This window comes from Alishewanella sp. HH-ZS (genome assembly GCF_001704375.1).
Taxonomy (GTDB): Bacteria; Pseudomonadota; Gammaproteobacteria; order Enterobacterales; family Alteromonadaceae; genus Alishewanella; species Alishewanella aestuarii.
Map to the genome: position 1 here is coordinate 1 of NZ_LZEJ01000004.1, position 23794 is coordinate 23794.

Annotated in this window: 24 protein-coding genes and 1 pseudogene; 10 read left to right on the forward strand and 15 right to left on the reverse strand. The window is 50.0% G+C overall.

What is annotated here, in order from left to right; translation table 11 throughout:
* Positions 1–69 precede the first annotated feature (69 nt).
* From A9165_RS02375 to tkt, 10 genes are all read right to left on the reverse strand, one after another.
* A complete protein-coding gene (locus A9165_RS02375; RefSeq protein WP_065954787.1) occupies positions 70–1338 on the reverse strand; it encodes a lipopolysaccharide assembly protein LapB in 1269 nt (422 codons plus the stop codon).
* A 3-nt stretch (positions 1339–1341) separates the two neighbouring features.
* Positions 1342–1959 carry an energy transducer TonB gene (locus A9165_RS02380; RefSeq protein ID WP_065954788.1) on the reverse strand — a complete coding sequence of 206 codons (618 nt, stop codon included), beginning with the start codon at positions 1957–1959 and terminating at the stop codon, positions 1342–1344.
* A 2-nt stretch (positions 1960–1961) separates the two neighbouring features.
* Positions 1962–2366, reverse strand: coding sequence for a biopolymer transporter ExbD (locus tag A9165_RS02385; protein WP_065954789.1), 405 nt, complete (start codon positions 2364–2366; stop codon positions 1962–1964).
* Between the two features lie 12 nt (positions 2367–2378).
* Positions 2379–2903: a MotA/TolQ/ExbB proton channel family protein gene (locus tag A9165_RS02390; RefSeq protein WP_065954861.1), complete on the reverse strand. Its 525-nt coding sequence runs from the start codon at positions 2901–2903 to the stop codon at positions 2379–2381.
* Between the two features lie 2 nt (positions 2904–2905).
* Positions 2906–4273 (reverse strand): MotA/TolQ/ExbB proton channel family protein, encoded by a 1368-nt coding sequence (locus tag A9165_RS02395; protein WP_065954790.1) that lies wholly within the window; start codon positions 4271–4273, stop codon positions 2906–2908.
* 6 nt (positions 4274–4279) lie between these two features.
* Complete coding sequence (locus A9165_RS02400) at positions 4280–5029, reverse strand: DUF3450 domain-containing protein (RefSeq protein ID WP_065954791.1); 750 nt, start codon at positions 5027–5029, stop codon at positions 4280–4282.
* Between the two features lie 245 nt (positions 5030–5274).
* A complete protein-coding gene (gene fba / locus A9165_RS02405) occupies positions 5275–6339 on the reverse strand; it encodes a class II fructose-bisphosphate aldolase (RefSeq protein WP_065954792.1) in 1065 nt (354 codons plus the stop codon).
* 62 nt (positions 6340–6401) lie between these two features.
* Entirely contained in the window at positions 6402–7580 is a 1179-nt protein-coding gene (locus A9165_RS02410) for a phosphoglycerate kinase (RefSeq protein ID WP_065954793.1), read from the reverse strand.
* A gap of 39 nt (positions 7581–7619) precedes the next feature.
* The gene (gene epd, locus A9165_RS02415; protein ID WP_065954794.1) at positions 7620–8633 is read right to left on the reverse strand and encodes an erythrose-4-phosphate dehydrogenase; all 1014 of its coding nucleotides are present in this window, start codon (positions 8631–8633) and stop codon (positions 7620–7622) included.
* A 51-nt stretch (positions 8634–8684) separates the two neighbouring features.
* Complete coding sequence (gene tkt / locus A9165_RS02420; protein ID WP_065954795.1) at positions 8685–10682, reverse strand: transketolase; 1998 nt, start codon at positions 10680–10682, stop codon at positions 8685–8687.
* 395 nt (positions 10683–11077) lie between these two features.
* Between tkt and metK the strand changes: the two genes are divergently transcribed.
* The 7 genes from metK to A9165_RS02455 all read left to right on the forward strand — a co-directional run bounded on the left by metK (position 11078) and on the right by A9165_RS02455 (position 17069).
* Positions 11078–12226 carry a methionine adenosyltransferase gene (gene metK, locus A9165_RS02425; protein ID WP_008610045.1) on the forward strand — a complete coding sequence of 383 codons (1149 nt, stop codon included), beginning with the start codon at positions 11078–11080 and terminating at the stop codon, positions 12224–12226.
* 183 nt (positions 12227–12409) lie between these two features.
* Complete coding sequence (locus A9165_RS02430; RefSeq protein ID WP_065954796.1) at positions 12410–13990, forward strand: AbgT family transporter; 1581 nt, start codon at positions 12410–12412, stop codon at positions 13988–13990.
* Between the two features lie 117 nt (positions 13991–14107).
* Positions 14108–14836 (forward strand): 16S rRNA (uracil(1498)-N(3))-methyltransferase, encoded by a 729-nt coding sequence (rsmE, locus tag A9165_RS02435; protein ID WP_065954862.1) that lies wholly within the window; start codon positions 14108–14110, stop codon positions 14834–14836.
* 8 nt (positions 14837–14844) lie between these two features.
* Entirely contained in the window at positions 14845–15804 is a 960-nt protein-coding gene (gene gshB, locus A9165_RS02440) for a glutathione synthase (protein ID WP_065954797.1), read from the forward strand.
* Positions 15805–15842: 38 nt separating this feature from the next.
* Entirely contained in the window at positions 15843–16400 is a 558-nt protein-coding gene (locus A9165_RS02445; RefSeq protein WP_065954798.1) for a YqgE/AlgH family protein, read from the forward strand.
* Positions 16400–16819, forward strand: a complete 420-nt coding sequence (gene ruvX / locus A9165_RS02450; RefSeq protein WP_008983099.1) for a Holliday junction resolvase RuvX — start codon at positions 16400–16402, stop codon at positions 16817–16819. The genes A9165_RS02445 and ruvX overlap by 1 nt, the downstream gene beginning before the upstream one ends.
* Positions 16803–17069 carry a DUF1653 domain-containing protein gene (locus A9165_RS02455; RefSeq protein ID WP_008610037.1) on the forward strand — a complete coding sequence of 89 codons (267 nt, stop codon included), beginning with the start codon at positions 16803–16805 and terminating at the stop codon, positions 17067–17069. Before ruvX ends, A9165_RS02455 begins: the two co-directional genes overlap by 17 nt.
* 10 nt (positions 17070–17079) lie before the next feature.
* On the opposite strand, the gene A9165_RS02460 is transcribed toward A9165_RS02455, so the two are convergent.
* From A9165_RS02460 to A9165_RS02470, 3 genes are all read right to left on the reverse strand, one after another.
* On the reverse strand, positions 17080–17958 hold the full coding sequence (locus tag A9165_RS02460; RefSeq protein ID WP_065954799.1) for a tRNA/rRNA methyltransferase: 879 nt from the start codon (positions 17956–17958) through the stop codon (positions 17080–17082).
* A gap of 175 nt (positions 17959–18133) precedes the next feature.
* Complete coding sequence (locus A9165_RS02465; protein ID WP_065954800.1) at positions 18134–18772, reverse strand: hypothetical protein; 639 nt, start codon at positions 18770–18772, stop codon at positions 18134–18136.
* A 12-nt stretch (positions 18773–18784) separates the two neighbouring features.
* Positions 18785–20032, reverse strand: coding sequence for a hypothetical protein (locus A9165_RS02470; RefSeq protein ID WP_141686130.1), 1248 nt, complete (start codon positions 20030–20032; stop codon positions 18785–18787).
* A gap of 478 nt (positions 20033–20510) precedes the next feature.
* Here A9165_RS02470 and A9165_RS02475 point away from each other — a divergent pair.
* From A9165_RS02475 to A9165_RS02485, 3 genes and pseudogenes are all read left to right on the forward strand, one after another.
* Positions 20511–20810: pseudogene (locus tag A9165_RS02475) on the forward strand (transposase); the annotation flags it as partial.
* A 352-nt stretch (positions 20811–21162) separates the two neighbouring features.
* The gene (locus A9165_RS02480; protein WP_008949647.1) at positions 21163–22002 is read left to right on the forward strand and encodes a 23S rRNA (adenine(2030)-N(6))-methyltransferase RlmJ; all 840 of its coding nucleotides are present in this window, start codon (positions 21163–21165) and stop codon (positions 22000–22002) included.
* A gap of 2 nt (positions 22003–22004) precedes the next feature.
* Positions 22005–22784, forward strand: a complete 780-nt coding sequence (locus A9165_RS02485) for a S1/P1 nuclease (RefSeq protein ID WP_008610032.1) — start codon at positions 22005–22007, stop codon at positions 22782–22784.
* 53 nt (positions 22785–22837) lie between these two features.
* On the opposite strand, the gene A9165_RS02490 is transcribed toward A9165_RS02485, so the two are convergent.
* Complete coding sequence (locus tag A9165_RS02490) at positions 22838–23383, reverse strand: hydrolase (protein WP_065954803.1); 546 nt, start codon at positions 23381–23383, stop codon at positions 22838–22840.
* A gap of 42 nt (positions 23384–23425) precedes the next feature.
* Positions 23426–23752 carry a DUF440 family protein gene (locus A9165_RS02495; protein ID WP_008949650.1) on the reverse strand — a complete coding sequence of 109 codons (327 nt, stop codon included), beginning with the start codon at positions 23750–23752 and terminating at the stop codon, positions 23426–23428.
* Between the last annotated feature and the right edge of the window lie 42 nt (positions 23753–23794).

Below are 23794 nucleotides of genomic sequence, written 5' to 3' on the forward strand. Positions count from 1 at the left end.
TGCGCGCCATGCCCGGCGCACATATAAAAAAGCCCGCTATTAAGCGGGCTTTTCGTTCAAGCTCTACTATTAGAGAGTAATACCTTTGATCCGAGCTCTCTCTCTTACGTAACCTTCATAGTTAGTTGCTTGTCGAGAAGTTGCTGAATCACGCTTAGCAAGCTGGAGTGAAGCGTATGCCTCCCTCAGTTTATCCTGATTCAGGAATGCTTCCGCCATACTCATATGAACACGGCCAGCATTGCTTGAATCACGAGCTAAGGTAGCTTCAAAAGCTTTTAGCGCGTCGCTATAACGCTGAATTGCCATAAAAGCCATTCCTTGACGACGGTAAGCCTCTGCTTCGTTAGTCAGAGCGGCAAGTTCACCATAGTACTGGGCAGCTTTAGCAAATTCACGAGCAGCCTGATAGTTAGATGCAATTGCAGTTAACATAGTGCGGTCTTTTTTGATTTTACCGCTCTTCAGGTATTTTTCGTAAATTGACGCAGCTTTGTAAGGAATACTGTTATTAGCGTACAGCTGTCCTAGCATTCTGAAATCAGCTTCAGACTCTAGAAAACCATTAGCGTAAGCAATTTGATACGTACTTAATGACTTCTGATAGTCTTCAACCAAGGTATAAAATTGTCCCAAATAAACCCAGTACTGGCGTTCCTCTGGAAACAGTTGAACCATAGTCTCAGCAGTTTCAATCGCTTTAGGGTATTGCTTCAGCTCATAATGAGCGCCCATTTTTAACAGATAATGCGACTTGTTAGGATCTCTGGAGTAACGAATCGCAGCATCCACAAATGGTAATGCTTTAGCGTGTTGCTGTGTTTGAACATATGCACTAGCTATACGTAAATAAACATCAGGGTCGTTTTCACCAGTAAAGCGCAGTAACGCCTCATAGTTTCTGGCCGCTTCGTTAAATTTTTCCGCCTGCAGCAATAAGTCTGCAACCAGTTTCAATGAAGCCGAGTGATCGGAGTAGCTCAGGACATCAGGCTTCAGTGCCTGTTCAAGATACTTGATCGCTTCAGTAGTGTTGCCTATCTGCGCATAAAGCGTACCAATAAAACGCGCAAGAAATGCGTTGTCATAGTCACTACCGCCACGAACTTCAAGCAATATCTTGAGTGCTTCGTCAACTTTCTCTTCGTTGTAAAGCTCTAACGCTCGAGTCACTCCGCGACCGACACGTTCACCAGGAAGTGTGGTACGACGGTTTTTTCGCTCTTCAATACGGGCACGATCAGCATCAGTCAGGGTAACCTGAGCAAAGCTGGGTACCGAAAAACTGATGCTGGCAGCGACCAATAACGCAGAAGAAATTAAAGACAATTTTTTCATCTGTTAGCCTCCCTGAGCCATGTCAAGGGTAAAGTCCAGCTGCACTTGCTGACCAGGCTGACGCACCGGCTTACCATCCACCACTTTCGGGCTATACTTCCAGCGCCGCAGCGCACGGATAGCTTCACGATCGAACACACGGCGTGGTTCAGCTTCAATAACTTCCACTTCATCTACGCTGCCATCTTCCATAATGGTAAACCGCAAACGAACCCAGCCTTGTAAACCATCGCGGGCAGCCTGAACCGGATAGCGTGGTTCAATCCGCACGATTGGCGTCGCGTCACCGTCACGTAACAGCGAACCAGGATTACCTAAACCTGCATTAACCCCCAAGTCCAAGCCGGGAAGATTAAACGATACTGCACCTGCGGTATTCGTTGTTTCAGGTTGAGGCTGCGGCTGCTGTGGCGGCTGAGCCGGTGGTGGCGGTGGCGGCGGTGGCGGTGGTGTCCGCGTCTGTGTATCTGAATCCGGCGGCGTCGTATTAATCTCAATGACAATACGCTCCTGCTCAGGAGGCCGGCGGTCGCCGCTGCCCTCAATGAGCAGCGCCATAATCAGAAACAACAGGAACGTTACCACGGCACCGATAATTAACGATGTTAGGAAACGTACCATAGTTAGTTATTCTCCCCGGCAACAGTAATTACAAGCGCAGGATCGGCAGCTTTAATCTGATCCATTACTTCCATAACTACACCGTGTTTCGCTTCTTTGTCAGCCTGGATAATGATGGTATCCGTTGGTGACTCCGCTCTTAAACGCTCGATGTTGGCAGAAACCCGCTCCACATCAACCGGCCGCTTGTCCATCCACACTTCACCATTGGCACGGATCGCAATAAAGATCGTAGCGCTTGGCTTTTTAACAGCTTGAGTGGCTTCAGGTTTGTTGACATCAATACCGGCTTCCTTCACGAAAGAGGTCGTCACGATAAAGAAGATCAACATAATGAAAACGATGTCCATCATCGGCGTGATGTCGATTGCGGCCTCTTCGTCTTCGCGTATACGTTTACGTGCCATAAAAATTCTCTCTTAATGATGCGGTAAGCTGTCAACGAGATCTGCTTTTTCCCGTTTGACTTTCACTTCCAGCCGCGAACTGAAAAATACACCCGACAAGGCAGCAACCATACCGGCCATTGTTGGAATAGTTGCCATGGAAATACCCGCCGCCATAGTGCGAGGGTTACCGGTACCTTGGGTGGCCATAATATCGAACACCGCAATCATACCTGTTACCGTTCCAAGCAAGCCCACTAATGGGCACATTGCAACCAGTGTCTTTATCAGTAACATTCTTTGATCGAGTTTATCCGTCGCTTCAGAAATCCAGCAGTCACGGATCTTATGTGCATACCAGGAAGTGGTATCTTCCCGGGCATCCCACTTTGCGATAATTTCCCGTTTCATTTTCGGGAAAATCGAAGTGACATACCAGTAGCGCTCAATCATCAATACCCACATAATGAAGAGCACTGCAGCGACAACGTACAAGACGTTGCCACCCGTATGGATAAAATCCTGTACCGATTCCCACAGCCCTATTAGCTGGAGCATCATTAGGCTTTCTCCTTCTCCGCGTGAGCCGCTACGATACCAGCGCTTTGCTCATCCAGAACTTGCAGAATCGATTTAGCACGAGCTTGTACAATGCTATGTGCGAATAGCAGTGGCAGCGCAGCAATCAGACCCAGAGCGGTTGTTACCAGCGCCAGAGAGATTGAACCGGCCATCAGTTTCGGGTCACCAGTACCATACAGAGTAATTTGCTGGAACGTCAGGATCATACCGATAACAGTACCTAACAGACCCATTAGCGGCGCTACCGCAGCAAACAGTTTGATTAAGCCGATACCACGGTCAACTTTTGGCGTTTCGCGCAGGATAGCTTCGTCCAGTTTCAGTTCCAGGTTTTCTACGTCAGCATCTTTGTTGTCGTGGTAAACTTTCAGGATCCGGCCCAGCGGGTTGTTGGTCGAAGGGTTACCTAAGTTTTTCAGCTGTGTACGCATTTTGCCGCCAACTGCCGTCAACACCAGAATCCGCTCCAGAGCAATAAGTAAACCAATAGCTAACAGTACAGTAATCAGGTAACCAACTGTACCACCTTCATGGTAGTACTCCATCAAGGTCGAACGTTGCTGGTTCAGACGTAACAGTGAGTTACCCTTAGTTGGGTCAACATACAGGCTGGTTAACTCACCGGCACGAGCACCATGGAACGCCGCTACTGAACGTTGGATCTTAGATTGTGGAGCACGGCCCAGTGGTTGGATCTGGTCAGTGTCTACGTTACGAATTAAATAATCAGTGCCAGTGGTCAGGTGGAAAGCACCGAAGCGGGTTACGCGCTGAGTCGAGCTACCGCCAGCCAGTTCAACCACTTCAGCATCAAACTTAGCGATCTTACCTGATTCAGTCATTTCAGTTAACATCGCTACCCACAGCTCTTCCATTTGCTCAATGGTTGGCAGTTCAGTCGCAGCAGCGATATCACGCAGTACTACGTCACGACCTGGATACTGAGCGCTAACGATAGAGCTTGAAATAGTACCAACGGTTTTGTTCGCTGTTTGACGAACCACACCGAATACCTCACCCATAATACCCAGGGCGCTTTGCAGCTCCTGTTGTTTCTGAGCGATAGCGATATCGTTTTGGGCATATTGTTGCTGTAAACGCTTACCACGGGCTTCTTCTTCAGCCAGTTGGCGCTTAGCGGTATTTAACAACGCTTGTTTGTCTGCACGCTCAGCCAGGAAAGCTCGCTCGCGTTCTTGGTTGATCCGGCCTTCAATAGTGCGCTGTTGTTGTACTTGCTGTAATAACTGATCCAGCTTCTGAGTATTTGCAGTCGCGTTAAAGGCTACTGATGCAGAAAGTGTTACTGCCGCAGCGACGACTAAACTTTTAATTGCCAATTTCATCTATTCTTACTCCGCTGCGAAAAGTGGTACACGATCCATCTCAAGCGTGGCTTCACGACGTGCCATCTTGATAAAGTTACCGATTGACGGTAAGTATGAATCCGCTAACTTATCCCAGCTACCAGTGCTCTTGTTATACACCCAGCCTGAGCTGCCATCTAATGCCAGCGCCATCAGCGCTAAGCGGCCCAGATGCACGAAATCAACAGTAATATCGCTACCGCCCATATTCAGAGTGCCTTGGAAGGCAGCCAACTCTGTGCCATAACCCATTTCGATTTCATAGGCTTCTAAAATTTGACGGAATTGCTCAGAACGCTGCACGTCTGAACGGGCCATCAGATCACGTAAACGTTGTACGCGCTCTAAACGACGGTCGGTACGCAGTGGGATGTCAGCCTGGATAAATTGCTCTAATGAGTCAATCATGCGGAACATCAGTGGCACTGTGCCTTGGTTGGTCTTTTCTAAGCCGTCAATTTGACGCTGCTGGTCAGCCACCAGAGTTGCCAGGAAGTCGTTGTAGACTTTCAGGTTGTCAGTTTGAACGACGACTCCACGATATTCACCCAGCAGTTCCTGAGTCTGCTCGTAAATAGTATTGATTTTTTCCTGAGACTGTACTGCTGCACGCTGGATTTGTGCATTTGCCTGATGCAGATCTTTTAAATCTGTCGCTGCAGCTGAACCAGCCAGGGCAAAACTGCCCGCCAGTGCAGAAGCAACAAGGCTCATATGGATTTTTTTATTAAACATAGTTCCCAACCAATTATTGCTGATTAACGTAACCTGATGTTGTAAGGGGTTGCCGTATAGCACGGCAGCAGCCCTCGTTTTAGAGGGTAAACCGCCCGCATCATTACAGGTAAAACGCCGGATGTCAACAGACAGCCAGCGCTGACAAGGCTTTCGCCACCTGTCCTGCACGGAAGGTTTAGCACCAATTTTAAGCCGCGTTAAACAGAGCTCTTACCTTGTTTAACGCGCATTAAAAATTCTGGTTATTTAATGTTCGGCGTTAATTTACCTGCCACATATAAATCAACCATCTTATCCAATGACAACGGCTTGATTTTACTGCCTTGCCCGGCGCAGCCAAAGGCCTGATAACGGGCAACGCAGATATCCGCCATTGCTTTTACGGATTCCTGTAAATATTTACGCGGATCAAATTCGGCCGGGTGCTTCGCCAGATAGCGACGGATCGCACCGGTCGATGCCAGACGCAGGTCGGTATCAATATTGACCTTACGCACCCCGTATTTGATCCCTTGCTGGATTTGCTCGACCGGCACACCATAGGTTTCCGGGATAGCACCGCCATATTCGTTGATAATTTCCAGCCAGTCTTGCGGCACTGAAGAGGAGCCGTGCATCACCAGATGAGTATCCGGGATCCGTTCGTGAATGGCTTTAATCCGGTCAATCGCCAGAATATCATCTGTTGGTGGCCGGCTAAACTTATAGGCACCGTGTGAAGTACCACAGGCAATAGCCAGGGCATCAACCTGGGTTTCACGCACAAACTGCGCCGCCTCTTCCGGATCGGTCAGCATCTGATCATGGCTAAGCTTACAATCCGCACCGATGCCATCTTCTTCACCGGCGTCACCGGTTTCCAGTGAGCCTAAACAACCTAACTCGCCTTCTACCGAGACACCACAGGCATGCGCTATTTCGACGACCCGGCGGGTTACTTCGACGTTATACGCGTAGTCCATCGGTGTTTTGCCATCTTCGCCGAGGGAACCATCCATCATCACGGATGAAAAGCCCAACTGGATTGAGCGTTGACATACGGCTAATGAGGTACCGTGGTCCTGATGCATCACCACCGGAATATGCGGGAACTCTTCCACTGCCGCCAGGATTAAATGGCGCAGGAAAGGCGCGCCGGCGTATTTGCGGGCACCGGCTGATGCCTGCACTATTACCGGGCTATCGGTTTTATCGGCAGCCAGCATAATGGCACGCATCTGTTCAAGGTTGTTTACGTTAAACGCCGGTACGCCGTAACCGAATTCGGCGGCATGATCGAGCATTTGCCGTAAGGAAATCAGAGCCATTGCTTCCTCTCTTTTATACTAAGGTACAGTTTTAGGTAAAAAGTTTTCTTTTTTGTTATTTATTAATTCTGAGCGCGTTCTTCTAAAATTGCCACTGCTGGTAGGGTTTTTCCTTCCAGAAATTCCAGAAATGCACCACCACCAGTCGAAATGTAGGAAATTTGGGCAGCCACATCGTATTTATCAATCGCCGCTAGGGTGTCACCGCCACCGGCAATTGAAAATGCCTCGCTTTGTGCGATAGCCTCCGCCAGCGCCTTGGTACCAGCACCAAACTGGTCAAATTCAAACACACCAACCGGACCGTTCCAGACAATGGTACCGGCGTTTTTCAAAATAGCCGTTAACTCAGCGATGGTGGCTGGGCCAACATCAAAAATCATATCATCAGCGGCTACTGCAGCGACGTTTTTCAACTCAGCCTTTGTCTCGGCACTAAAGGCTTTACCTGTTACCACATCGGTGGGTACCGGGATATTACCCCCACGGGCTTTCGCCTGCGCCATTAAGCGCTGTGCTTCCGGGATCAGGTCGTTTTCACACAATGATTTACCGACATTGTGTCCCTGAGCAGCAATAAAGGTATTGGCAATACCGCCCCCCACAATCAGCTGATCAACAATACCAGACAGTGACTCCAGTACAGTCAGCTTGGTAGAAACCTTCGAACCACCGACGATAGCAACTAATGGCCGTTTTGGATTTTTCAAAGCGGCAGCCAAAGCGTCCAGTTCTGCGGTCAGTAATGGGCCGGCGCAAGCAATCTGAGCATACTTGGCGACACCATGAGTCGACGCCTGAGCGCGGTGCGCTGTACCAAAGGCATCCATCACAAACACATCGCAAAGCGCGGCCAGTTTTTGCGCCAGCTCATCGTTGTTTTTGCCTTCGCCTTTATTAAAGCGTACGTTTTCAAACACCACTACTTCGCCCTGTGCAACCTCAACACCCTTTAGGTAGTCTGCCACCAGCCGCACCGGTGCCGTTAACGCTTTAGCCAGATAGTCTGCTACCGGCTGCATTGAGGATTCGGCGTCAAATACGCCCTCTTCCGGCCGGCCCAGATGTGACATCACCATCACTTTCGCGCCCTTGGCAAGCGCCAGTTCAATGGTGGGAATTGCGGCTTTTAAGCGCGCATCTGAGGTTACCACGCCGTCTTTAACCGGTACGTTTAAATCTTCGCGGATCAGTACACGTTTGCCGTGCAAATCTAAGTCGCTCATACGGATCACAGACATCTTTCTCTCCCTGGGATTAAACTCGAATTAAGGTTGCAATTAAAAATTTTGGCTCATCACTCTGGCGGTATCCAACATCCGGTTAGCAAAGCCCCATTCGTTATCGCACCATACCAGGCATTTCACTAATCTTTTGTGGCTGACCCGGGTTTGGCTGCCATCGACAATGCAGGAATGCGGATCATGGTTAAAATCAACCGACACCAGCGGCGCTTCAGTGTAATCCAGAATGCCTTGTAATGCGGTCTGACCGGCTGCGCGCAATACCCGGTTAATTTCGGCGATGGTCACGTCCTGATGCAGGGTAACGCTAAGGTCCATCGCCGTAACATTAATAGTGGGCACCCGCACCGCTATGGCTTCAAAACGCCCGGCCAGATGCGGCATAATCCGCTCGATCCCCAGTGCCAGCTTGGTATCCACCGGAATAATGGAGTGGCTGGCCGCACGGGTGCGGCGTAGATCCGGATGATAGGCGTCAATCACCTGCTGGTCATTCATTGACGCATGAATGGTCGTAATAGTACCGCTTTCAACACCAAAGTGCTGATCCAGTACCTGGATCACCGGAACAATACAGTTAGTGGTACAGGAGCCGGCTGAAATCACTTGCATCTGCGCGTCTAACAAATGCTGATTAATGCCGTAAATTACTGTGGCATCGATATCGGCGTCCGCTGGGTGCGAAAATAACACTTTTTTGGCACCGGCCTGCAAATGCCAGTTGGCGTGCTCCCGGCTGTGAAAAACACCGGTACACTCCAGCACAATATCCACCCCAAGCTCGCGCCAGGGTAACGCCAGCGGATCAGGTTCATTAAAGAGTGCAATCTTGTCGCCGGCGACACTCAAGCCACCCGGGATCGCCGCAACCGGATAGCGAAAACGGCCATGGGCACTGTCGTAACGTAGCAGATGCGCCACACCTTCGGCTTGCGCCAGCTCATTAATCGCAACCACCTGCAACTGCTGTTGCCAGCCGTTTTCATAAATGGCGCGCAAAATGTTGCGACCGATACGGCCAAAGCCGTTTATTGCCAGTTTAATTGTCATAAGCTCAGCATGAAAAAACGGGCCCGGTAAGGGCCCGTTACAAAACCAGAATTACGCCAGCAAGTTTCTGGCAGTCGCCAGCACGTTAGCGGCGGTAATACCAAAGTGTTCAAATAGCTGCTCAGCCGGTGCCGACTCACCAAACGTCTGCATACCAATCACGGCGCCATTTAAACCAACGTATTTATACCAGGTATCCATAATACCGGCTTCCACCGCAATCCGCTTGCTGACACTGGCTGGCAGCACGGCTTCACGGTAACTGGCGTCCTGTTGCTCAAACACATCCGTCGATGGCATAGACACAACTCGCACGGCCTTACCTTCGGCTTGCAACGTTTTAGCAGCCTGCATCGCCAGCTCTACTTCGGAGCCGGTAGCAATGATAATTAGCTCAGGCGTCGCGGCAGAGTCCAGCAGCACATAGCCGCCGCGCTTAATCGCGGCCAGTTGTGCTGCGGTACGCGGCTGCTGTACCAGGTTCTGGCGGGTAAAAATCAGCGAACTTGGGCCATCTTGGCGCTCAATCGCTTGCTGCCAGGCCACCGCTGATTCTACCTGATCGCAAGGGCGCCAGTTCATCAGATTCGGGGTAACACGTAAGCTGGCCAGCTGCTCGACCGGTTGATGCGTTGGACCGTCTTCACCCAAACCAATTGAATCGTGGGTATAAACAAAGATCACTCTTTGCTTCATTAACGCTGCCATCCGCACTGCATTACGGGCATATTCCATAAACATCAGGAAGGTCGCGCCGTAAGGCACAAAGCCACCATGCAGCGCGATACCATTCATCATGGCCGACATACCAAATTCGCGCACTCCGTAGTAAACATAGTTACCGGCGGCATCGTCTCTGGTCAGCGGCTTAGAGCCAGACCAAATGGTCAGGTTGGAGCCGGCTAAGTCGGCAGAGCCCCCCATAAACTCCGGTAATAGCGGGCCAAAGGCATTCAGCGCATTTTGTGATGCCTTACGGGTGGCGATAGTTGCCGGGTTAGCTTGTAATTGCTCAATATACGCCTGACTTTGTGCTGCCCAATCGGCAGGTAAGGTACCGGCATGACGACGCTTAAACTCGGCGGCCAGTTCCGGATAAGCTTTTTCGTATGCAGTAAAGCGCTGTTGCCAGCTTTGTTCTGCTGCCGCACCGGCTGCCTTGGCATCCCAGTCAGCATAGATATCCGCCGGGATTTCAAAGGGGGCATAAGGCCATTGTAAAAATTCGCGGGCAGCGGCAATTTCCGCTTCACCCAGCGGTGCGCCATGGCAGTCATGGCTGCCACCTTTATTCGGTGCGCCATAACCGATCACGGTCTTGGTACAGATCAGTGTCGGTTTGTCGGTCACGGCGCGTGCCTGTTCAATGGCCGCTTTAATCGCTTCCGGATTATGGCCATCAACATTGGCCACGACATGCCAGCCGTAGGCTTCAAAGCGCGCCGGGGTATTATCGGTAAACCAGCCTTCAACATGGCCATCAATCGAAATACCGTTATCATCCCAAAACGCAATCAGCTTACCCAGGCCAAGGGTACCTGCCAGCGAACAGGCTTCGTGCGAAATCCCTTCCATTAAACAGCCATCGCCCAGGAACACATAAGTATAGTGGTCCACCATGTCAAAACCGGGGCGGTTAAACTGCGCCGCCAGCGCTTTTTCGGCCAGCGCCATGCCCACGGCATTGGTAATACCCTGCCCCAGCGGCCCGGTAGTGGTTTCAACACCGGGTGCATAGCCAAATTCAGGGTGACCCGGGGTTTTCGAGTGCAGCTGGCGGAATTGCTTTAAATCTTCTATCGATAAGTCATACCCGGTCAGATGTAATAAAGAGTAAATCAGCATCGAGCCGTGACCATTCGACAGCACAAAGCGGTCCCGGTCGGCCCAGCCCGGGTTTTGCGGGTTATGTTTCAGATAGTCACGCCATAACACTTCGGCAATATCGGCCATCCCCATTGGGGCGCCTGGGTGGCCAGATTTAGCTTTTTGCACCGCGTCCATACTTAAGGCACGGATGGCATTGGCGAGTTGTTTACGAGATGGCATGCAGACTCCTGACAAATTGCGCTGATAATTCAGACTTGAGGTTCGCAGTGTAACCCGACACAGGCTGTTACTAAAATGATTACTGTGGGGGTTTAGATGGCCGTATTTTCACCCAGCCGCCGTCAGATGGCAAATGATTATCTGTGACCTTTTTTGCAGCGCAGTGATCCGGCAGCTAAGGTTTACGTAATTTCCGGCATGAAAGACGTCTGGGCGTAAATTTTTCTGGTAATCGCCGGGGGCTTTCACTAAAATAAGCGGCTATTTTTTTGGCGCCTGCCGGCTATACATTTTGAGTTATATTGTGAGTTGGCAATTGCTGCGCCTGCTTAATCACAGCGCTGTGACAGTGTCACGGCGCTTTATGTATTAACTAACGTGGTGGAAACTAACAGATGGCACAACATATTTTCACGTCTGAGTCTGTATCTGAAGGGCATCCGGATAAAATCGCTGATCAGATTTCCGATGCGGTACTGGATGCGATCCTGGAACAAGACAGCAAGGCGCGTGTTGCCTGTGAGACCTTCGTTAAAACAGGTATGGTGTTAGTCGGTGGCGAAATCACGACTTCTGCCTGGGTTGATATCGAAGAGCTGGTACGCAAAACCGTACGTGAAATTGGCTATACCCACTCCGATATGGGTTTTGATGCCGACTCTTGCGCTGTATTAAATGCTATTGGTAAACAATCACCCGATATCAATCAGGGTGTAGATAAAGCTGATCCGCGTGAGCAAGGCGCGGGTGACCAGGGGTTAATGTTTGGCTACGCCAGTAACGAAACTGACGTGCTGATGCCGGCACCTATTACCTATTCACACCGTCTGGTGCAGCGTCAGGCCCAGGTGCGCAAAGACGGTACCCTGCCGTGGTTACGCCCGGATGCCAAGTCGCAGTTAAGCTTTATTTACGAAGATGGTAAGCCGGTCGGTATCGATGCCGTAGTATTATCTACCCAGCACTGTGACACCATCAGCACGGCTGATCTGCGTGAAGCGGTAATGGAAGAAATCATTAAGCCAGTATTGCCGGCGGAGTGGTTAAGCAGCAAAACCAAGTTCTTTATCAACCCAACCGGTCGTTTTGTGATCGGCGGCCCTATGGGTGACTGTGGTTTAACCGGCCGCAAGATTATCGTAGATAGCTACGGTGGTATGGCGCGCCACGGTGGTGGAGCTTTCTCTGGTAAGGATCCATCCAAGGTTGACCGCTCAGCGGCTTATGCTGCCCGCTATGTTGCGAAAAACCTGGTTGCGGCTGGTCTGGCAGAGCGTCTGGAACTGCAAGTATCTTATGCTATTGGTGTTGCCGAACCTACTTCAATCAGCCTGGAAACCTTCGGTACCAGTAAACTGAGTGAAGACGAGCTGATCAAACTGGTACGCGAGCATTTCGACCTGCGTCCTTATGGCCTGATCCAAATGTTGGATCTGGAGCGACCAATTTATCAGCCTACCGCGGCTTACGGTCACTTCGGCCGTAACGAGTTCCCGTGGGAGCAAACCGATAAAGCTGAGCTGTTACGTCAGTACGCCAAATAACCGATAGCGGGTTAAATGCCGTAAAAAGGAGAGGTGACTCTCCTTTTTTGTTTTAATTTGCTGCCACAACCGATTTGCCGCTTACCCGAAGCGCGCTTTTGTGTATTATTAGGGCGTTTTAGCCTCCAGGGTTTGATTGCGCTTAGCAATCACACAATAAAAAAGAAAGAGAAAGGAACTGCTATGTCAGAACAAACCGCCGCCGTGAATAACGGCTGGATGAACCGTGCACTCAATACCATTGAGGTGATCGGGAATAAATTACCCGATCCGGCCGTGCTCTTTGCACTGTTAATGGTTATCGTCTGGGGCCTGTCCTGGTTATTTTCCGGAATGACCTTTACCGAAATCGACCCTCGCAGCGGACAGCAGGTGCAAATTGTTAACCTGCTATCCGGGGCTGCTCTTACTCAGTTTGCCTCCAATATTGTGACAACCTTTGTTAACTTCCCGCCATTAGGTGTAGTATTGGTCGCGATGTTAGGTTTAGGTGTCGCGGAATATACCGGCTTTATTAATGCCGGTTTACGCTCTATTCTGGCCGTCACGCCAAAGATGTTATTAACCCCAGTGTTAATTGCCGTGGGTGTACTAAGCCATGTGGCGGTAGATGCCGGCTATGTGCTGGTGATTCCGCTGGGTGCGGTAATTTTCTATGCTGCGGGCCGTCATCCATTGGCCGGTATCGCAGCAGCCTTTGCCGGTGTTTCCGGTGGTTTCTCGGCAACGTTCTTTGTCCCTTCCAGCCTGGATCCGTTACTGGCCGGTATGACTCAGGTTTCGGCTCAGTTGCTGGATCCAACTGTTACCATCAACCCGCTAAATAACTATATCTTTACCACCGCATCGACCTTCCTGATTGTATTAGTCGGCTGGTTTTTAACGGATAAAGTGATTGAACCGCGCCTGCAAGCCACTAAGGTTGATGGCGATACGTCACAGATGGTGAAAATGGATGCACTGAGTGCACAAGAGCGGAAAGGCTTACGCGCTGCCGTGATTTCGATGTTTGTCGTGGCCGCCCTGCTGGCACTGAGTATTGTTGTACCTGCCGCAACGCCTTGGGCAGCACCCGCTGAGCAAGTTGCCGAGGGGATGAACCCGCTGCTGGTTGCCGCTTCGCCACTGATGAAGTCGATTGTGACGCTGATTTTTGTATTCTTCCTGGTACCGGGTATTGTCTATGGTTATGTCGCCGGTACAGTGCAAACTCACCGTGATATCATCAAAGGCATGAGCAATGCGATGAGTGGTATGGGCTACTATATCGTGATGGCGTTCTTCTGTGCGCTGTTCCTGTATGCCTTTAACCAGTCGAATCTGGGGGTATTACTGGCGTTAAAAGGCGCCAATGCATTAAAAGCCATGGGACTGCCACTGGCAATGACGCTGGTGGGTATCGTGTTTTTATCCGGTTTAGTTAACCTGGTTGTCGGTTCAGCTTCTGCCAAATGGGCACTGATTGGCGCCATCATGGTGCCAATGCTAATGGAACTGGGTATTTCCCCGGATCTGACCCAGGCCGCCTACCGCGTCGGTGACTCTTCGACCAACATTATCACCCCACTACTGCCATACTTCCCGCTGATCGTTGTGTTCTGTCAAAAGTATGTGAAGAACAGCGGCATTGGTACTCTGGTAGCGTTAATGCTGCCCTACTCTATTGCGATGCTGGTACTCTGGACTGCCTTCCTGCTTGGCTTCTGGGCACTGGATATTCCGCTGGGTTTAGGTGCGACTTACGACTATATCCCCAACCGCTAAGCAACACGCGTTTTGACTAAGGCCCTGCGGGGCCTTTTTTTATGGATTAGCGCCGGGTTAAGACAAAACACTGTTAATATTAGCCTCATGCTTTTTTCAGTTAAACAGAACGACAAGATGCGAACAATACGAATCTACCAGCCATCAGCCTTGCCAGCCGGCGCTAAGCTTGTCCTGAGTGACGACGCGGCCAACCACGTCGGCCGGGTTCTGCGCATGCAAGCGGGACAGCCGTTACAATTGTTTAATGGCGATGGCAAAAACTATGTCGCTACCATCAGCGAAGTCGGCAAGAAGCAGCTATGGGTTACTATCGACAGCAGCAGTGACAATCCGGTCGAATCCCCGCTGCGTATCCATTTAGGTCAAGGCATTTCCCGTGGTGACCGGATGGATTTTGCCATTCAAAAGGCGGTAGAGCTTGGCGTGACCGAAATCACCCCGCTGTTTACCGAGCGCTGCGGTGTAAAACTGGATGCCGAGCGTTTGGCAAAACGTACCGAGCAGTGGCAAAAAATTGCGATCAGCGCCTGCGAGCAAAGCGGACGCAGTGTGGTGCCCACAGTGCACACGGCGGTGAGTCTGCAACAATGGCTGACCACCCCAACAAAAGCTTTACGGCTGACCTTGGATCCGCGCGCTGCCGCCACCATTAAGACCCTAACTCCGGCCAGCGATATTCAGTTGGTAATAGGTCCGGAAGGTGGCTTTACCGATACCGAAGTCAGCCAGACCGCGGCCGCCGGCTTTACCGGTATTACGCTGGGTCCGAGAATTTTGCGCACTGAAACGGCAGCGCTGACCGCGATCAGCGCCCTGCAACTGCAATTTGGCGATCTCGCCTGAGGATAAGCATGACAGCAATTAAACTTGGCATCGTGATGGACCCGATTGCGGACATCAATATCAAAAAAGACTCCAGCTTTGCTATGCTGCTGGAAGCGCAACGCCGCGGCTATGAAATTCACTATATGGAAATGGCGGATCTGTATTTACTGCAAGGTCAGGCCCGCGCCCGGTCGCGCTTACTCAGTGTCGAACCCAACCCGGCGCGCTGGTATCACTTTGGTAGCGAACAGGATCTGGCGCTGAGCGAGCTCAACGTGATTCTGATGCGCAAAGATCCGCCCTTTGATACCGAATATATCTACTCCACCTATATGCTGGAGCGCGCCGAAGATGCCGGCAGCCTGATTGTCAATAAGCCGCAAAGTCTGCGCGATGCCAACGAAAAGCTCTATACCAGCTGGTTTAGTCAGTTTACGCCAAAAACCCTGGTCAGCCGTGATCCTAAGCGCTTAAAAGCTTTCTACCAGCAAGAACAGGACGTGATTTTAAAACCACTGGATGGCATGGGTGGCGCCTCGATCTTCCGCTTAAAACCTGAAGATCCGAATGTCAGTGTCATTTTAGAAACACTCACCGCCCATGGCAGTCAATATGCGATGGCGCAGCGCTATATTCCGGAAATTGTCGATGGCGATAAACGCATCTTAGTGGTTGACGGCGAACCTGTGCCATACTGCTTAGCACGGATCCCCGCTTCGGGTGAAACCCGTGGTAATTTAGCCGCCGGCGGCCGTGGCGAAGCCCGTCCGCTGTCAGACAGCGACTGGGCCATTGCCAAAGCCATAGGCCCAACCTTAAAGGCCAAAGGTTTAATCTTCGTCGGCCTGGACGTGATCGGTGACAAACTGACCGAAATTAATGTCACCAGCCCGACCTGTATCCGGGAAATCGAAGCCGCCTTCCCGATCAGTATTACCGGTATGTTATTTGATGCTATCGAGCGTCGCCTGGCAGCAGGTTCGTAGTAAGTTGGTCGCACCACAGGTTGATCAAGGAGAACAGTATGCAAGGTTTCCAGAATCATTTTTTAATCGCAATGCCATCACTGGACGATCCGATGTTTAAACGCAGTGTGACTTACCTGTGTGAGCATAACGCAGAGGGTGCCATGGGCATAGTGGTCAATCATCCAATGAATGTATCACTGGCTGAGCTGTTAGAGCAGCTGGAAATCAGCTACGACGCCAAGAGTCCGGCGGCACAGGCCAAGGTGGTTGCGGGCGGGCCGGTACAGCATGACCGCGGCTTTGTATTGCACACCGCCAAGCCTGGTTATCACAGCAGTTTACAGCTGGAAAATGGTTTAATGGTTACCACCTCGAAGGATATTTTGCAGGATCTGACTACCGAGCAGGCACCGGAGAAGTTCTTACTGGCGCTGGGCTATGCGGGCTGGACTGCCGGCCAGTTGGAACAGGAAATCGCCGATAATAGCTGGTTGGTGATCCCGGCCGACAACCGCATTATTTTTGATCTCAGCCATGCCGAGAAATGGCAAAAAGCTACGGCCAGTATCGGTATTCAACCGTGGCAACTGACCGGTGAGGCAGGACACGCCTGATGACCGCCCGCACTATTTTATGTTTTGATTATGGCACTAAAAGCATCGGCGTGGCCGTAGGCTCAGAGCTGACCGGCAGCGCCACCTTGCTCGCTGCTTTAAAAGCTAAAGACGGCATCCCGGATTGGCAGCAAATTGAACGCTTAATTCAGGAATGGCAACCACAGCTGTTGTTAGTGGGCTTGCCACTAAATATGGACGGCAGCGAGCAGGAGTTTACCGCCCGTACCCGTAAATTTGCCAACCGCTTGCATGGCCGCTTTGGTTTACCTATCGCTTATCATGATGAGCGTTTATCCACCGCCGATGCGCGTAGCCGCTTATTCGCCGAGGGCGGTTATCGCAATTTAAGCAAAGATAAGGTGGATAGCCTGTCGGCGCAGATTATTTTTGAAGGCTGGTATGAACAACAAGGCTAAACCGGCGTTAGCGCCGGGTTATTATCAGCATTATAAAGGCGCTTATTATCAGTTGCTGGATCTGGCCAGGCACAGTGAAACTGAGGAATGGCTGGCGATCTACCGGGCACTGTATGCTGACTTTGGCCTTTGGGCCCGCCCTGCCACCATGTTTGCCGAAAACGTTGAAATTGCCGGTGAGCTGATCCCACGTTTTCAATATATAGGCACTGAGCCGCCGGCAGGTTTAACCCTGCCAGTTGCCGATTAGGCCGCCAACATTAGCCTTGCTGCTGCCGGTACCACTCGCCTAAAATCAGGCTGGCCGCAACACTGACATTCAGTGACTCTACCTTGCCTGAGCCCGGAATTTGCAGCGCAATATCGGCACTTTTCGCCACATTTTTCGATACGCCAAACATCTCCTCGCCAAATACAATCACCACTTTGGCCGGCAAGGCCGTGTTATAGAGCGAGCTGCCGCCATGGCTGGATGTGGTAATCAGCGTATAGCCCGCGTCTTTACAAAGCTTAAGCGCCAGCGGTAAATCATCACATGCCAGGCCATCGACAAACTCACCACCGCCTTCAGCTGTGCGTAAAGCGGCACCGGATTGTAATAACTGCGGCTCGCGCATAATAATGCCGTTTACGCCAAAGTGGGCGCAGCTACGGGTAATAGCGCCCAGATTGTGCGCATTTCCAACGCCGTCGAGGCTGAGTAAGCAGTCTTGCTTTAACATCTTATTTTGTTGCAAATACTGGCCGATATTCTGGATAGGTCTGCGTTTGGCAAGCATCACCACACCACCATGATGGCTACTGGCGGCAATTTTTTCTAACTCAACTTCATCAACGATATGGTAAGCCTTTTTTGCAGCAGCCAAATGCTTCATGACATCCGCAAATTTTGGTGCCATTTTTTCAGACACATATAATCGAATAACCGCTTCTGGACGTTGTTGAAACAGCACGCGGCAAGCGTTCTGGCTATAGACTTTTATCTCATCGTCATGTACTGACTTTGCCGATTTAACTGTTTGAGGTTTTGTAGTTACCGTTTGACGGTTAAGCGTGTTCCCGGCAGGCTTATCCGTTTTTGCCCAAGGCTTTTGCAACGGGTTAGCAGCTTTATTTTTGTTTGGACGGTGTTGAGACATCGGTGTTCCAGTATAAGTTTTTTAGCCAGCAATCATTAATTCTGTGAATTTTAACAGCTACAACTCAATAATACTTATATTTTCAGGTGACACCGTTTGCCAGACACTACAGATTCTTACAAATCTCAGTACGGAAAAGCATTCCTTACCGAATAACTAAGGCCGATATCTATACTCAGAAGTATGAGCGCCACTGAGCGACATCAGTGGCGGTAAAAATAAAGTGATATATCGTCGTTTGTTCATTAAAACGAACCGGTACCTGAAGTATAAGCTGTCGCCCGATACCGGTGTCGATAAACCCTTTTTGTTTGTAACCCATGGTCTGGGTCCCGAACATAGCTGGATATGCGTATAGCTCAGAGACATTTATCTGAAAACCAAAACGCTTTTCAGCTTGCGCAATGCTAACCGTCGGCGGCGCAAAATAACCAGATACCGGCCAACTGCCTAACTCATGCGTTACCGGAATATCCAGATAAAAGTAACCTGTGCGTAATGCTCTAGGTTTGGGTTGTTCCGAAGAGGAAATCAGCGCTTCCCCCCATAAAAACTCCAATTCGTTTTGTAACTGCGCGGTCACGTTAAAACGTAGGTGATATTTACCTACGATAACGCAAAGTTCTACGATCTCATCCCGATAACAGGGATAGTCAAAAGGAAACGCCGAAGGGCTAGCTCCATCGTAATATTCCGTTCTTTGCACTGGCGGGTCGGTTTTAACATTCATTTGAACCTGGTGCATAGTTAAAACCGTGCCCTGACACCCAGCCAAAAAAGCCGCACAAAGAATCATTGCAAAAGAGAATTTCATCGCTGCTCTCCTCTACAAATCAATATGGTGTGATGGATAGCAATTCGCTTGAAAATAACAGTTGTTACAACTGCCAAAGCTATTGCAGGGCGTATTCTCCCATGGCAACTCTACAATAATATCCGAGCCAAAGCCCCAATCAAATCCAAACAAAGCACCAATATAGCTAATAATTGCAGATATTAGTGAACTGCAATGGCCCACAGGAACAGGTGAGTCTGGACAGCTCCCACTACCACAGTTGCTTGGTGCTGAAAAAAGACATTCAAAATGTGACTTCTCACAGACGCACTGATCGTGACCTTCACACTCAGACGTTTTAACATTTCCGGGAGTCAAACAGCCAGGCCCACAATAGCCAAAACACTGATTGCTTGAATTTCCCGTGATGTGCTCAGAAGCTGATTGACTCTCTAATGCGTTCAGCGCAAGCAATTTTCTTTGACAGCTTAACATGCTGTCAAAATCTGTAAGTACATCAAAGAGACCATGGTTATGGATAACAAATTGTGATGACCGATAAAGACAAGCATCATCCTCGCAATTTTCTATGAGATACTTTAATTTTTCTTGTTCAAGAATACCTTCACTAAAGGTAAAACTACTAAAACGATTTGTGACCAGATCAAGTGCCATTCGCATTGCACCAAATGGTGCTTTTAATCCTGCTAAAGTATTATCGTGTTTATCCAGCACCTCAAGTTCACTATATAAAACTGGTATTGATTCGGACAAAGCCTTACCTACGTCGCTAGATAGAAACTCCGTTAACATTTTAATTTTTTCTGATGTGTTTCGGGTTCTCGGATTTAGTGCGGTTTCCCTTAACGCAGAAATTAAATCTACACCTCCCACCAGTATTTTTAATGTTGAACTATCTTTAGTTTCATATCTTGCCAAAGTAAAAGCAGGTTTGACTTCTTTAGTACTTTTATCAAGATAGAGAATTTTAGCGTTGATTGGACCAGTGTGATGCTGGGTGGAAATAAATAATAGGCGGATATCGCTCTCTGCGATATAACCGGCATATAAACCATCTTTTTGACTATAGCTCCGAGCGGTAAGACCCTTAGGATTAGATGTATCAGTCTTGTGCCAATGTGCCAAGCCATCTGTTTTTGTTAGAAACGATTCGTCCAAATGAGGATTATAAATACTCAGATCTTCGAGTTTATCTGTTTCAGATTGTAGCTTTTGTGCATGGCTAGAAAATGAACTTAAGACCAAAAAAAACATAAACACACAAATAAATTTACTCATAATAAAAATCCCTCTTATTTTACTTACTTCCACGCGCCTTCGTTCACACGCATTAACAAACATAGGTGAATTACGCTTTGAATGCAAGATTGGTGTTTCCTGAAATCGGCATAGGGGAGATCAGATTGTCTGATCTCCCCCTGCCACACCACCCTGCATGTGGGTCCGCATCGGGCGTTTCGAGAAGTTGAGGTTAGGAGAGTCACACCAAGCCTTGCCCGTCGAAGTAGCTTATCGTCAGTACTTTATGGAGTAACATCTAGCTGTTACTCCACCAGCTTCGACAATTTCTGGCAATCCGCTTGGCTTCACTTTCTGAGCCGCCAAGCTTGGTTACTATATCATAGGCGCGCCTACCATGCCGCCACTGCTCTAGCTGGAGGGCTCTCAGAAGATGCCTTATCCATTCATCTAGCCTTGAGGGTGTAAAAAATCTGTGTAAGTGGCATTCTATCCATGTATTTGAAAGGAATAAAGAATGCCAGTATCAGACCAGTTTATCGGTCAGTTATTAGCTGACTATAAATCCCCAGAGGACTTGTTTGGCGAGCAAGGTATCCTTAAGCAGATGACCCAAAAGCTTGCCGAACGCGCCCTTGACGCCGAGATGGAACAGCATCTTGGTTATGCCAAACATGATGCCGCCGGTAAAAACACCGGTAACTACCGCAACGGTAAAAGCCGTAAATCAGTGCGCAGCATTCACGGCGACAGTGAACTTGAAACACCGAGAGACCGCAATAGCAGCTTCGAGCCTAAACTGATCAAGAAAGGCGAGATATAAAGCCGGATAATCGCTTCCGGGCGCTGGCGGAATAACTCGCGACAGGCGTTTTCGCCATAAACTTTGCTTTCCTCCTGCCGCGGCGCCTTTGCCGTTTCTTTGGCCGCCACTTTTGGCAAACCTACTCCAACCGTAGCGCTCTGGCTAACTGCGGCTTTCGCTTTTGTCTGGCGCTGCCAGGGCTTTTGCAGTGGGTCGCGGCTTTTGGCGGCGGATGATTTTTTGTTGCTGGCAGACATGCGGTGTCCTGACGGGTTAACTAAGCTTAAGACCGGCGGCTATGATACTTGTTTTTTTATGCTAACGCAGTATCCTTGCCAGCCTGAACCCGATCTAAGGTTAATGCATGCTCAGTTACCGCCACAGTTTTCACGCCGGCAATCATGCCGATGTGTTAAAACATCTGACCGAAGTTGCCATTCTGGATTACCTGCTGCAAAAAGATAAGCCCTTGTGCTATCACGACACCCATGCCGGTGCCGGCCTGTACAGCTTGCAAAGCAGCCAGGCGCAGAAAACCGCCGAATATACTGAGGGTATCGGCAAGCTGTGGCACTATCAGCCGCAAAGCCCGTTACTTGGCAAATATCTGGATGTCGTAAAGCAGTTAAACCCGGATGGCGAACTGAATTTCTATCCCGGTTCACCCAAGATTGCCGCCATGCTGCTGCGCGCCGGCGATCAGCTGCAGGCTACCGAGCTGCATCCAAGTGATTTTCCGCTGCTGCAAAGCCAGTTTTTACAGCGCCGTTTAACGCGGATTGAGAATATTGATGCCTTCGCCGGTATTAAGGCGATGTTGCCACCTTTAGTTAAACGCGGCCTGGTATTAATTGACCCACCGTATGAGCTGAAAACCGAATATCAGGATCTGATTAAAGGCCTGCAGGAAGCCTATAAACGCTTCCCACAAGCAACCTATGCGATCTGGTATCCGGTGATTGAGCGCCATAGTATTGAACAGTTTATCGCGGCCATTGTCGCCACCGGCATTAAGAATCAGCTACGGATTGAATTTAACCTGCATGCCGACAGCCCGGGCCATGGTATGACCGGTAGCGGTATGCTGGTGGTTAACCCGCCCTATACCCTGGCACAAAGCCTGGCACCGGCGCTGTCTGAAGTACAGCAACAGCTGGGCAACCCAGCCAGTCATTATCAGATTATGCAACTTGTTGGAGAATAACCATGCGCCTGGCGCTTATCGTTTTATTGTTAACCCTGAGTAGCTATAGCTATGGCTTTGGCCGCACCGGTCATGCCATGGTGTGTGATATGGCGTTGCAGCTGTTGTCCGCTAAGGCACAGCAGCAAGTCGCCAGCCTGGTTGAAGCCTCGCCGCACCATGAGTTTGGTGCCGCCTGTGCCTGGCCGGATGAAGTGCGCAGCCAGGAGGAGTTTCGTTGGACGGCACCGCACCACTACGTCAATATGCCACGCGGCGAAAAACAGGTGAAGGCCGAATATTGCCCGGAGCATGGCTGCATTTTATCGGCGATTAGCATGATGCAACAGCGCCTGAGCGCCGATAGCAGCGACTGGCAAGCACTGCTTTTTTTAGCACATCACCTGGGTGATCTGCATCAGCCATTGCATGTCAGCTATGCTGATGACCTTGGCGGCAACCGCACTGCAGTCTATTTCTACAGCCACGAACTGCCAACCAATCTGCATGGCGTCTGGGATAGCAATATGCTGCATAAGCTTGGCTATGACGAAGATTTTCTGCTGCAGGAGCAGTTATTTGAACAAATTACCGCTGAGCAGCGCGCCAGCTGGCAACAGGGCGAGGTGCTGGATTGGGCCAATGAGTCAGCAGCCATTACCTATGATATTTATCAACATTACCGTCCCGGCATGTTGATTGACGATGCCTATCTGGAACAATACCAGGGCGTGCTGCTAACCCGCTTGCAGCAGGCAGCAGTGCGCTTGGCGTTGGTTCTGGAGCTGATTTTCGGTGAATAACTTGGGGTATCTGACCCCGAACCCAGGTTCGGGGTCAGATACCTTTGGTTCAATTAGCGGATCCAGCCTTTACTAATTTGCCGGAATAACTCTGTACCAGCCCGCTCCAGCCACTCAAAGGCAACCATCTCACGACTCACCAGCACCGCACCTGCCTGCTGCATCCGGTTTAACCCCAGTTGCTTGTTTTCAGCGGTACGGGAGCCTACCGCATCCGTCACCACAAATACCTGATAGCCAGCCGTCAGCAAATCCATAACAGTTTGCAGCACACAAACATGGGTCTCAGTGCCTATTACCACCACCTGACGGCGACCACTCTCTGCCAGGCGCTGCTGAATATGAGCTTCGCGCCAGGCACTAAAATGGATTTTCTCCAGCACCGCATCTGGTGTCAGCCATTCCAGTACCGAAGGTAAACTGTGCCCCAAGCCTTTGGGGTAATGCTCAGTAGCCAGTACCGGCACCTGACATAAACCGGCGACCTGTAACAACCAAATCGCTGCGCGCTCCACTTCATCAGTCAAGTCGATGGCAGGAGCCAGTTTGGTTTGTAAATCAATGACCAGTAGCTGGCTTTGTCCGACGTTAAGTAACATGAAGTACTCCTGAACTGATTCGGCTGACTTAAAACAGCTAACTTAAAACTGACCGCGCCATAAGGCATGACACAGGGTTTCGTCTTTATCACGGCTTAGCAGAATGCGCGCTAATATCTGATCTTCCGCGCCTGCTTCACCACTGAGACCAATTTGTGCCTCAAAATGCAGTTCCGGATCCAGCTCGCCGCCGGCTAATTCTTCCCAGCCGGCACCCGGCGGCAGCAAATCGACATAACTACGGTTTTCATAGTGTTGCTGATAGGTCTGATAATCACTGGCGCTTAAATTATCCGGCGCCAGTTCGTCAAAAATATCAAAGGCATGGTCGCACAATTCATCCAGCGACCAGAGTTCTACATGTTGCATCTTTGTCTCCTGCTTGGTGTACCTCAGTATAACACTGCTGCC

Excerpts from the sequence above, each read along its gene's own strand:
- A9165_RS02430 (WP_065954796.1), top strand. The coding sequence starts at position 12,410 with ATGTCAGAACAAACCGCCGCCGTGAATAACGGCTGGATGAACCGTGCA.
- epd (WP_065954794.1), bottom strand. The coding sequence starts at position 8,633 with ATGACAATTAAACTGGCAATAAACGGCTTTGGCCGTATCGGTCGCAAC.
- metK (WP_008610045.1), top strand. The coding sequence starts at position 11,078 with ATGGCACAACATATTTTCACGTCTGAGTCTGTATCTGAAGGGCATCCG.
- A9165_RS02465 (WP_065954800.1), bottom strand. The coding sequence starts at position 18,772 with ATGAAATTCTCTTTTGCAATGATTCTTTGTGCGGCTTTTTTGGCTGGG.
- fba (WP_065954792.1), bottom strand. The coding sequence starts at position 6,339 with ATGGCTCTGATTTCCTTACGGCAAATGCTCGATCATGCCGCCGAATTC.
- A9165_RS02400 (WP_065954791.1), bottom strand. The coding sequence starts at position 5,029 with ATGTTTAATAAAAAAATCCATATGAGCCTTGTTGCTTCTGCACTGGCG.
- ruvX (WP_008983099.1), top strand. The coding sequence starts at position 16,400 with ATGACCGCCCGCACTATTTTATGTTTTGATTATGGCACTAAAAGCATC.
- A9165_RS02390 (WP_065954861.1), bottom strand. The coding sequence starts at position 2,903 with ATGCTCCAGCTAATAGGGCTGTGGGAATCGGTACAGGATTTTATCCAT.
- A9165_RS02490 (WP_065954803.1), bottom strand. The coding sequence starts at position 23,383 with ATGTTACTTAACGTCGGACAAAGCCAGCTACTGGTCATTGATTTACAA.
- A9165_RS02380 (WP_065954788.1), bottom strand. The coding sequence starts at position 1,959 with ATGGTACGTTTCCTAACATCGTTAATTATCGGTGCCGTGGTAACGTTC.
- A9165_RS02485 (WP_008610032.1), top strand. The coding sequence starts at position 22,005 with ATGCGCCTGGCGCTTATCGTTTTATTGTTAACCCTGAGTAGCTATAGC.
- A9165_RS02480 (WP_008949647.1), top strand. The coding sequence starts at position 21,163 with ATGCTCAGTTACCGCCACAGTTTTCACGCCGGCAATCATGCCGATGTG.
- A9165_RS02470 (WP_141686130.1), bottom strand. The coding sequence starts at position 20,032 with ATGAGTAAATTTATTTGTGTGTTTATGTTTTTTTTGGTCTTAAGTTCA.
- tkt (WP_065954795.1), bottom strand. The coding sequence starts at position 10,682 with ATGCCATCTCGTAAACAACTCGCCAATGCCATCCGTGCCTTAAGTATG.
- A9165_RS02445 (WP_065954798.1), top strand. The coding sequence starts at position 15,843 with ATGCAAGGTTTCCAGAATCATTTTTTAATCGCAATGCCATCACTGGAC.
- rsmE (WP_065954862.1), top strand. The coding sequence starts at position 14,108 with ATGCGAACAATACGAATCTACCAGCCATCAGCCTTGCCAGCCGGCGCT.
- A9165_RS02385 (WP_065954789.1), bottom strand. The coding sequence starts at position 2,366 with ATGGCACGTAAACGTATACGCGAAGACGAAGAGGCCGCAATCGACATC.
- A9165_RS02395 (WP_065954790.1), bottom strand. The coding sequence starts at position 4,273 with ATGAAATTGGCAATTAAAAGTTTAGTCGTCGCTGCGGCAGTAACACTT.
- A9165_RS02460 (WP_065954799.1), bottom strand. The coding sequence starts at position 17,958 with ATGTCTCAACACCGTCCAAACAAAAATAAAGCTGCTAACCCGTTGCAA.
- A9165_RS02495 (WP_008949650.1), bottom strand. The coding sequence starts at position 23,752 with ATGCAACATGTAGAACTCTGGTCGCTGGATGAATTGTGCGACCATGCC.
- gshB (WP_065954797.1), top strand. The coding sequence starts at position 14,845 with ATGACAGCAATTAAACTTGGCATCGTGATGGACCCGATTGCGGACATC.
- A9165_RS02455 (WP_008610037.1), top strand. The coding sequence starts at position 16,803 with ATGAACAACAAGGCTAAACCGGCGTTAGCGCCGGGTTATTATCAGCAT.
- A9165_RS02375 (WP_065954787.1), bottom strand. The coding sequence starts at position 1,338 with ATGAAAAAATTGTCTTTAATTTCTTCTGCGTTATTGGTCGCTGCCAGC.
- A9165_RS02410 (WP_065954793.1), bottom strand. The coding sequence starts at position 7,580 with ATGTCTGTGATCCGTATGAGCGACTTAGATTTGCACGGCAAACGTGTA.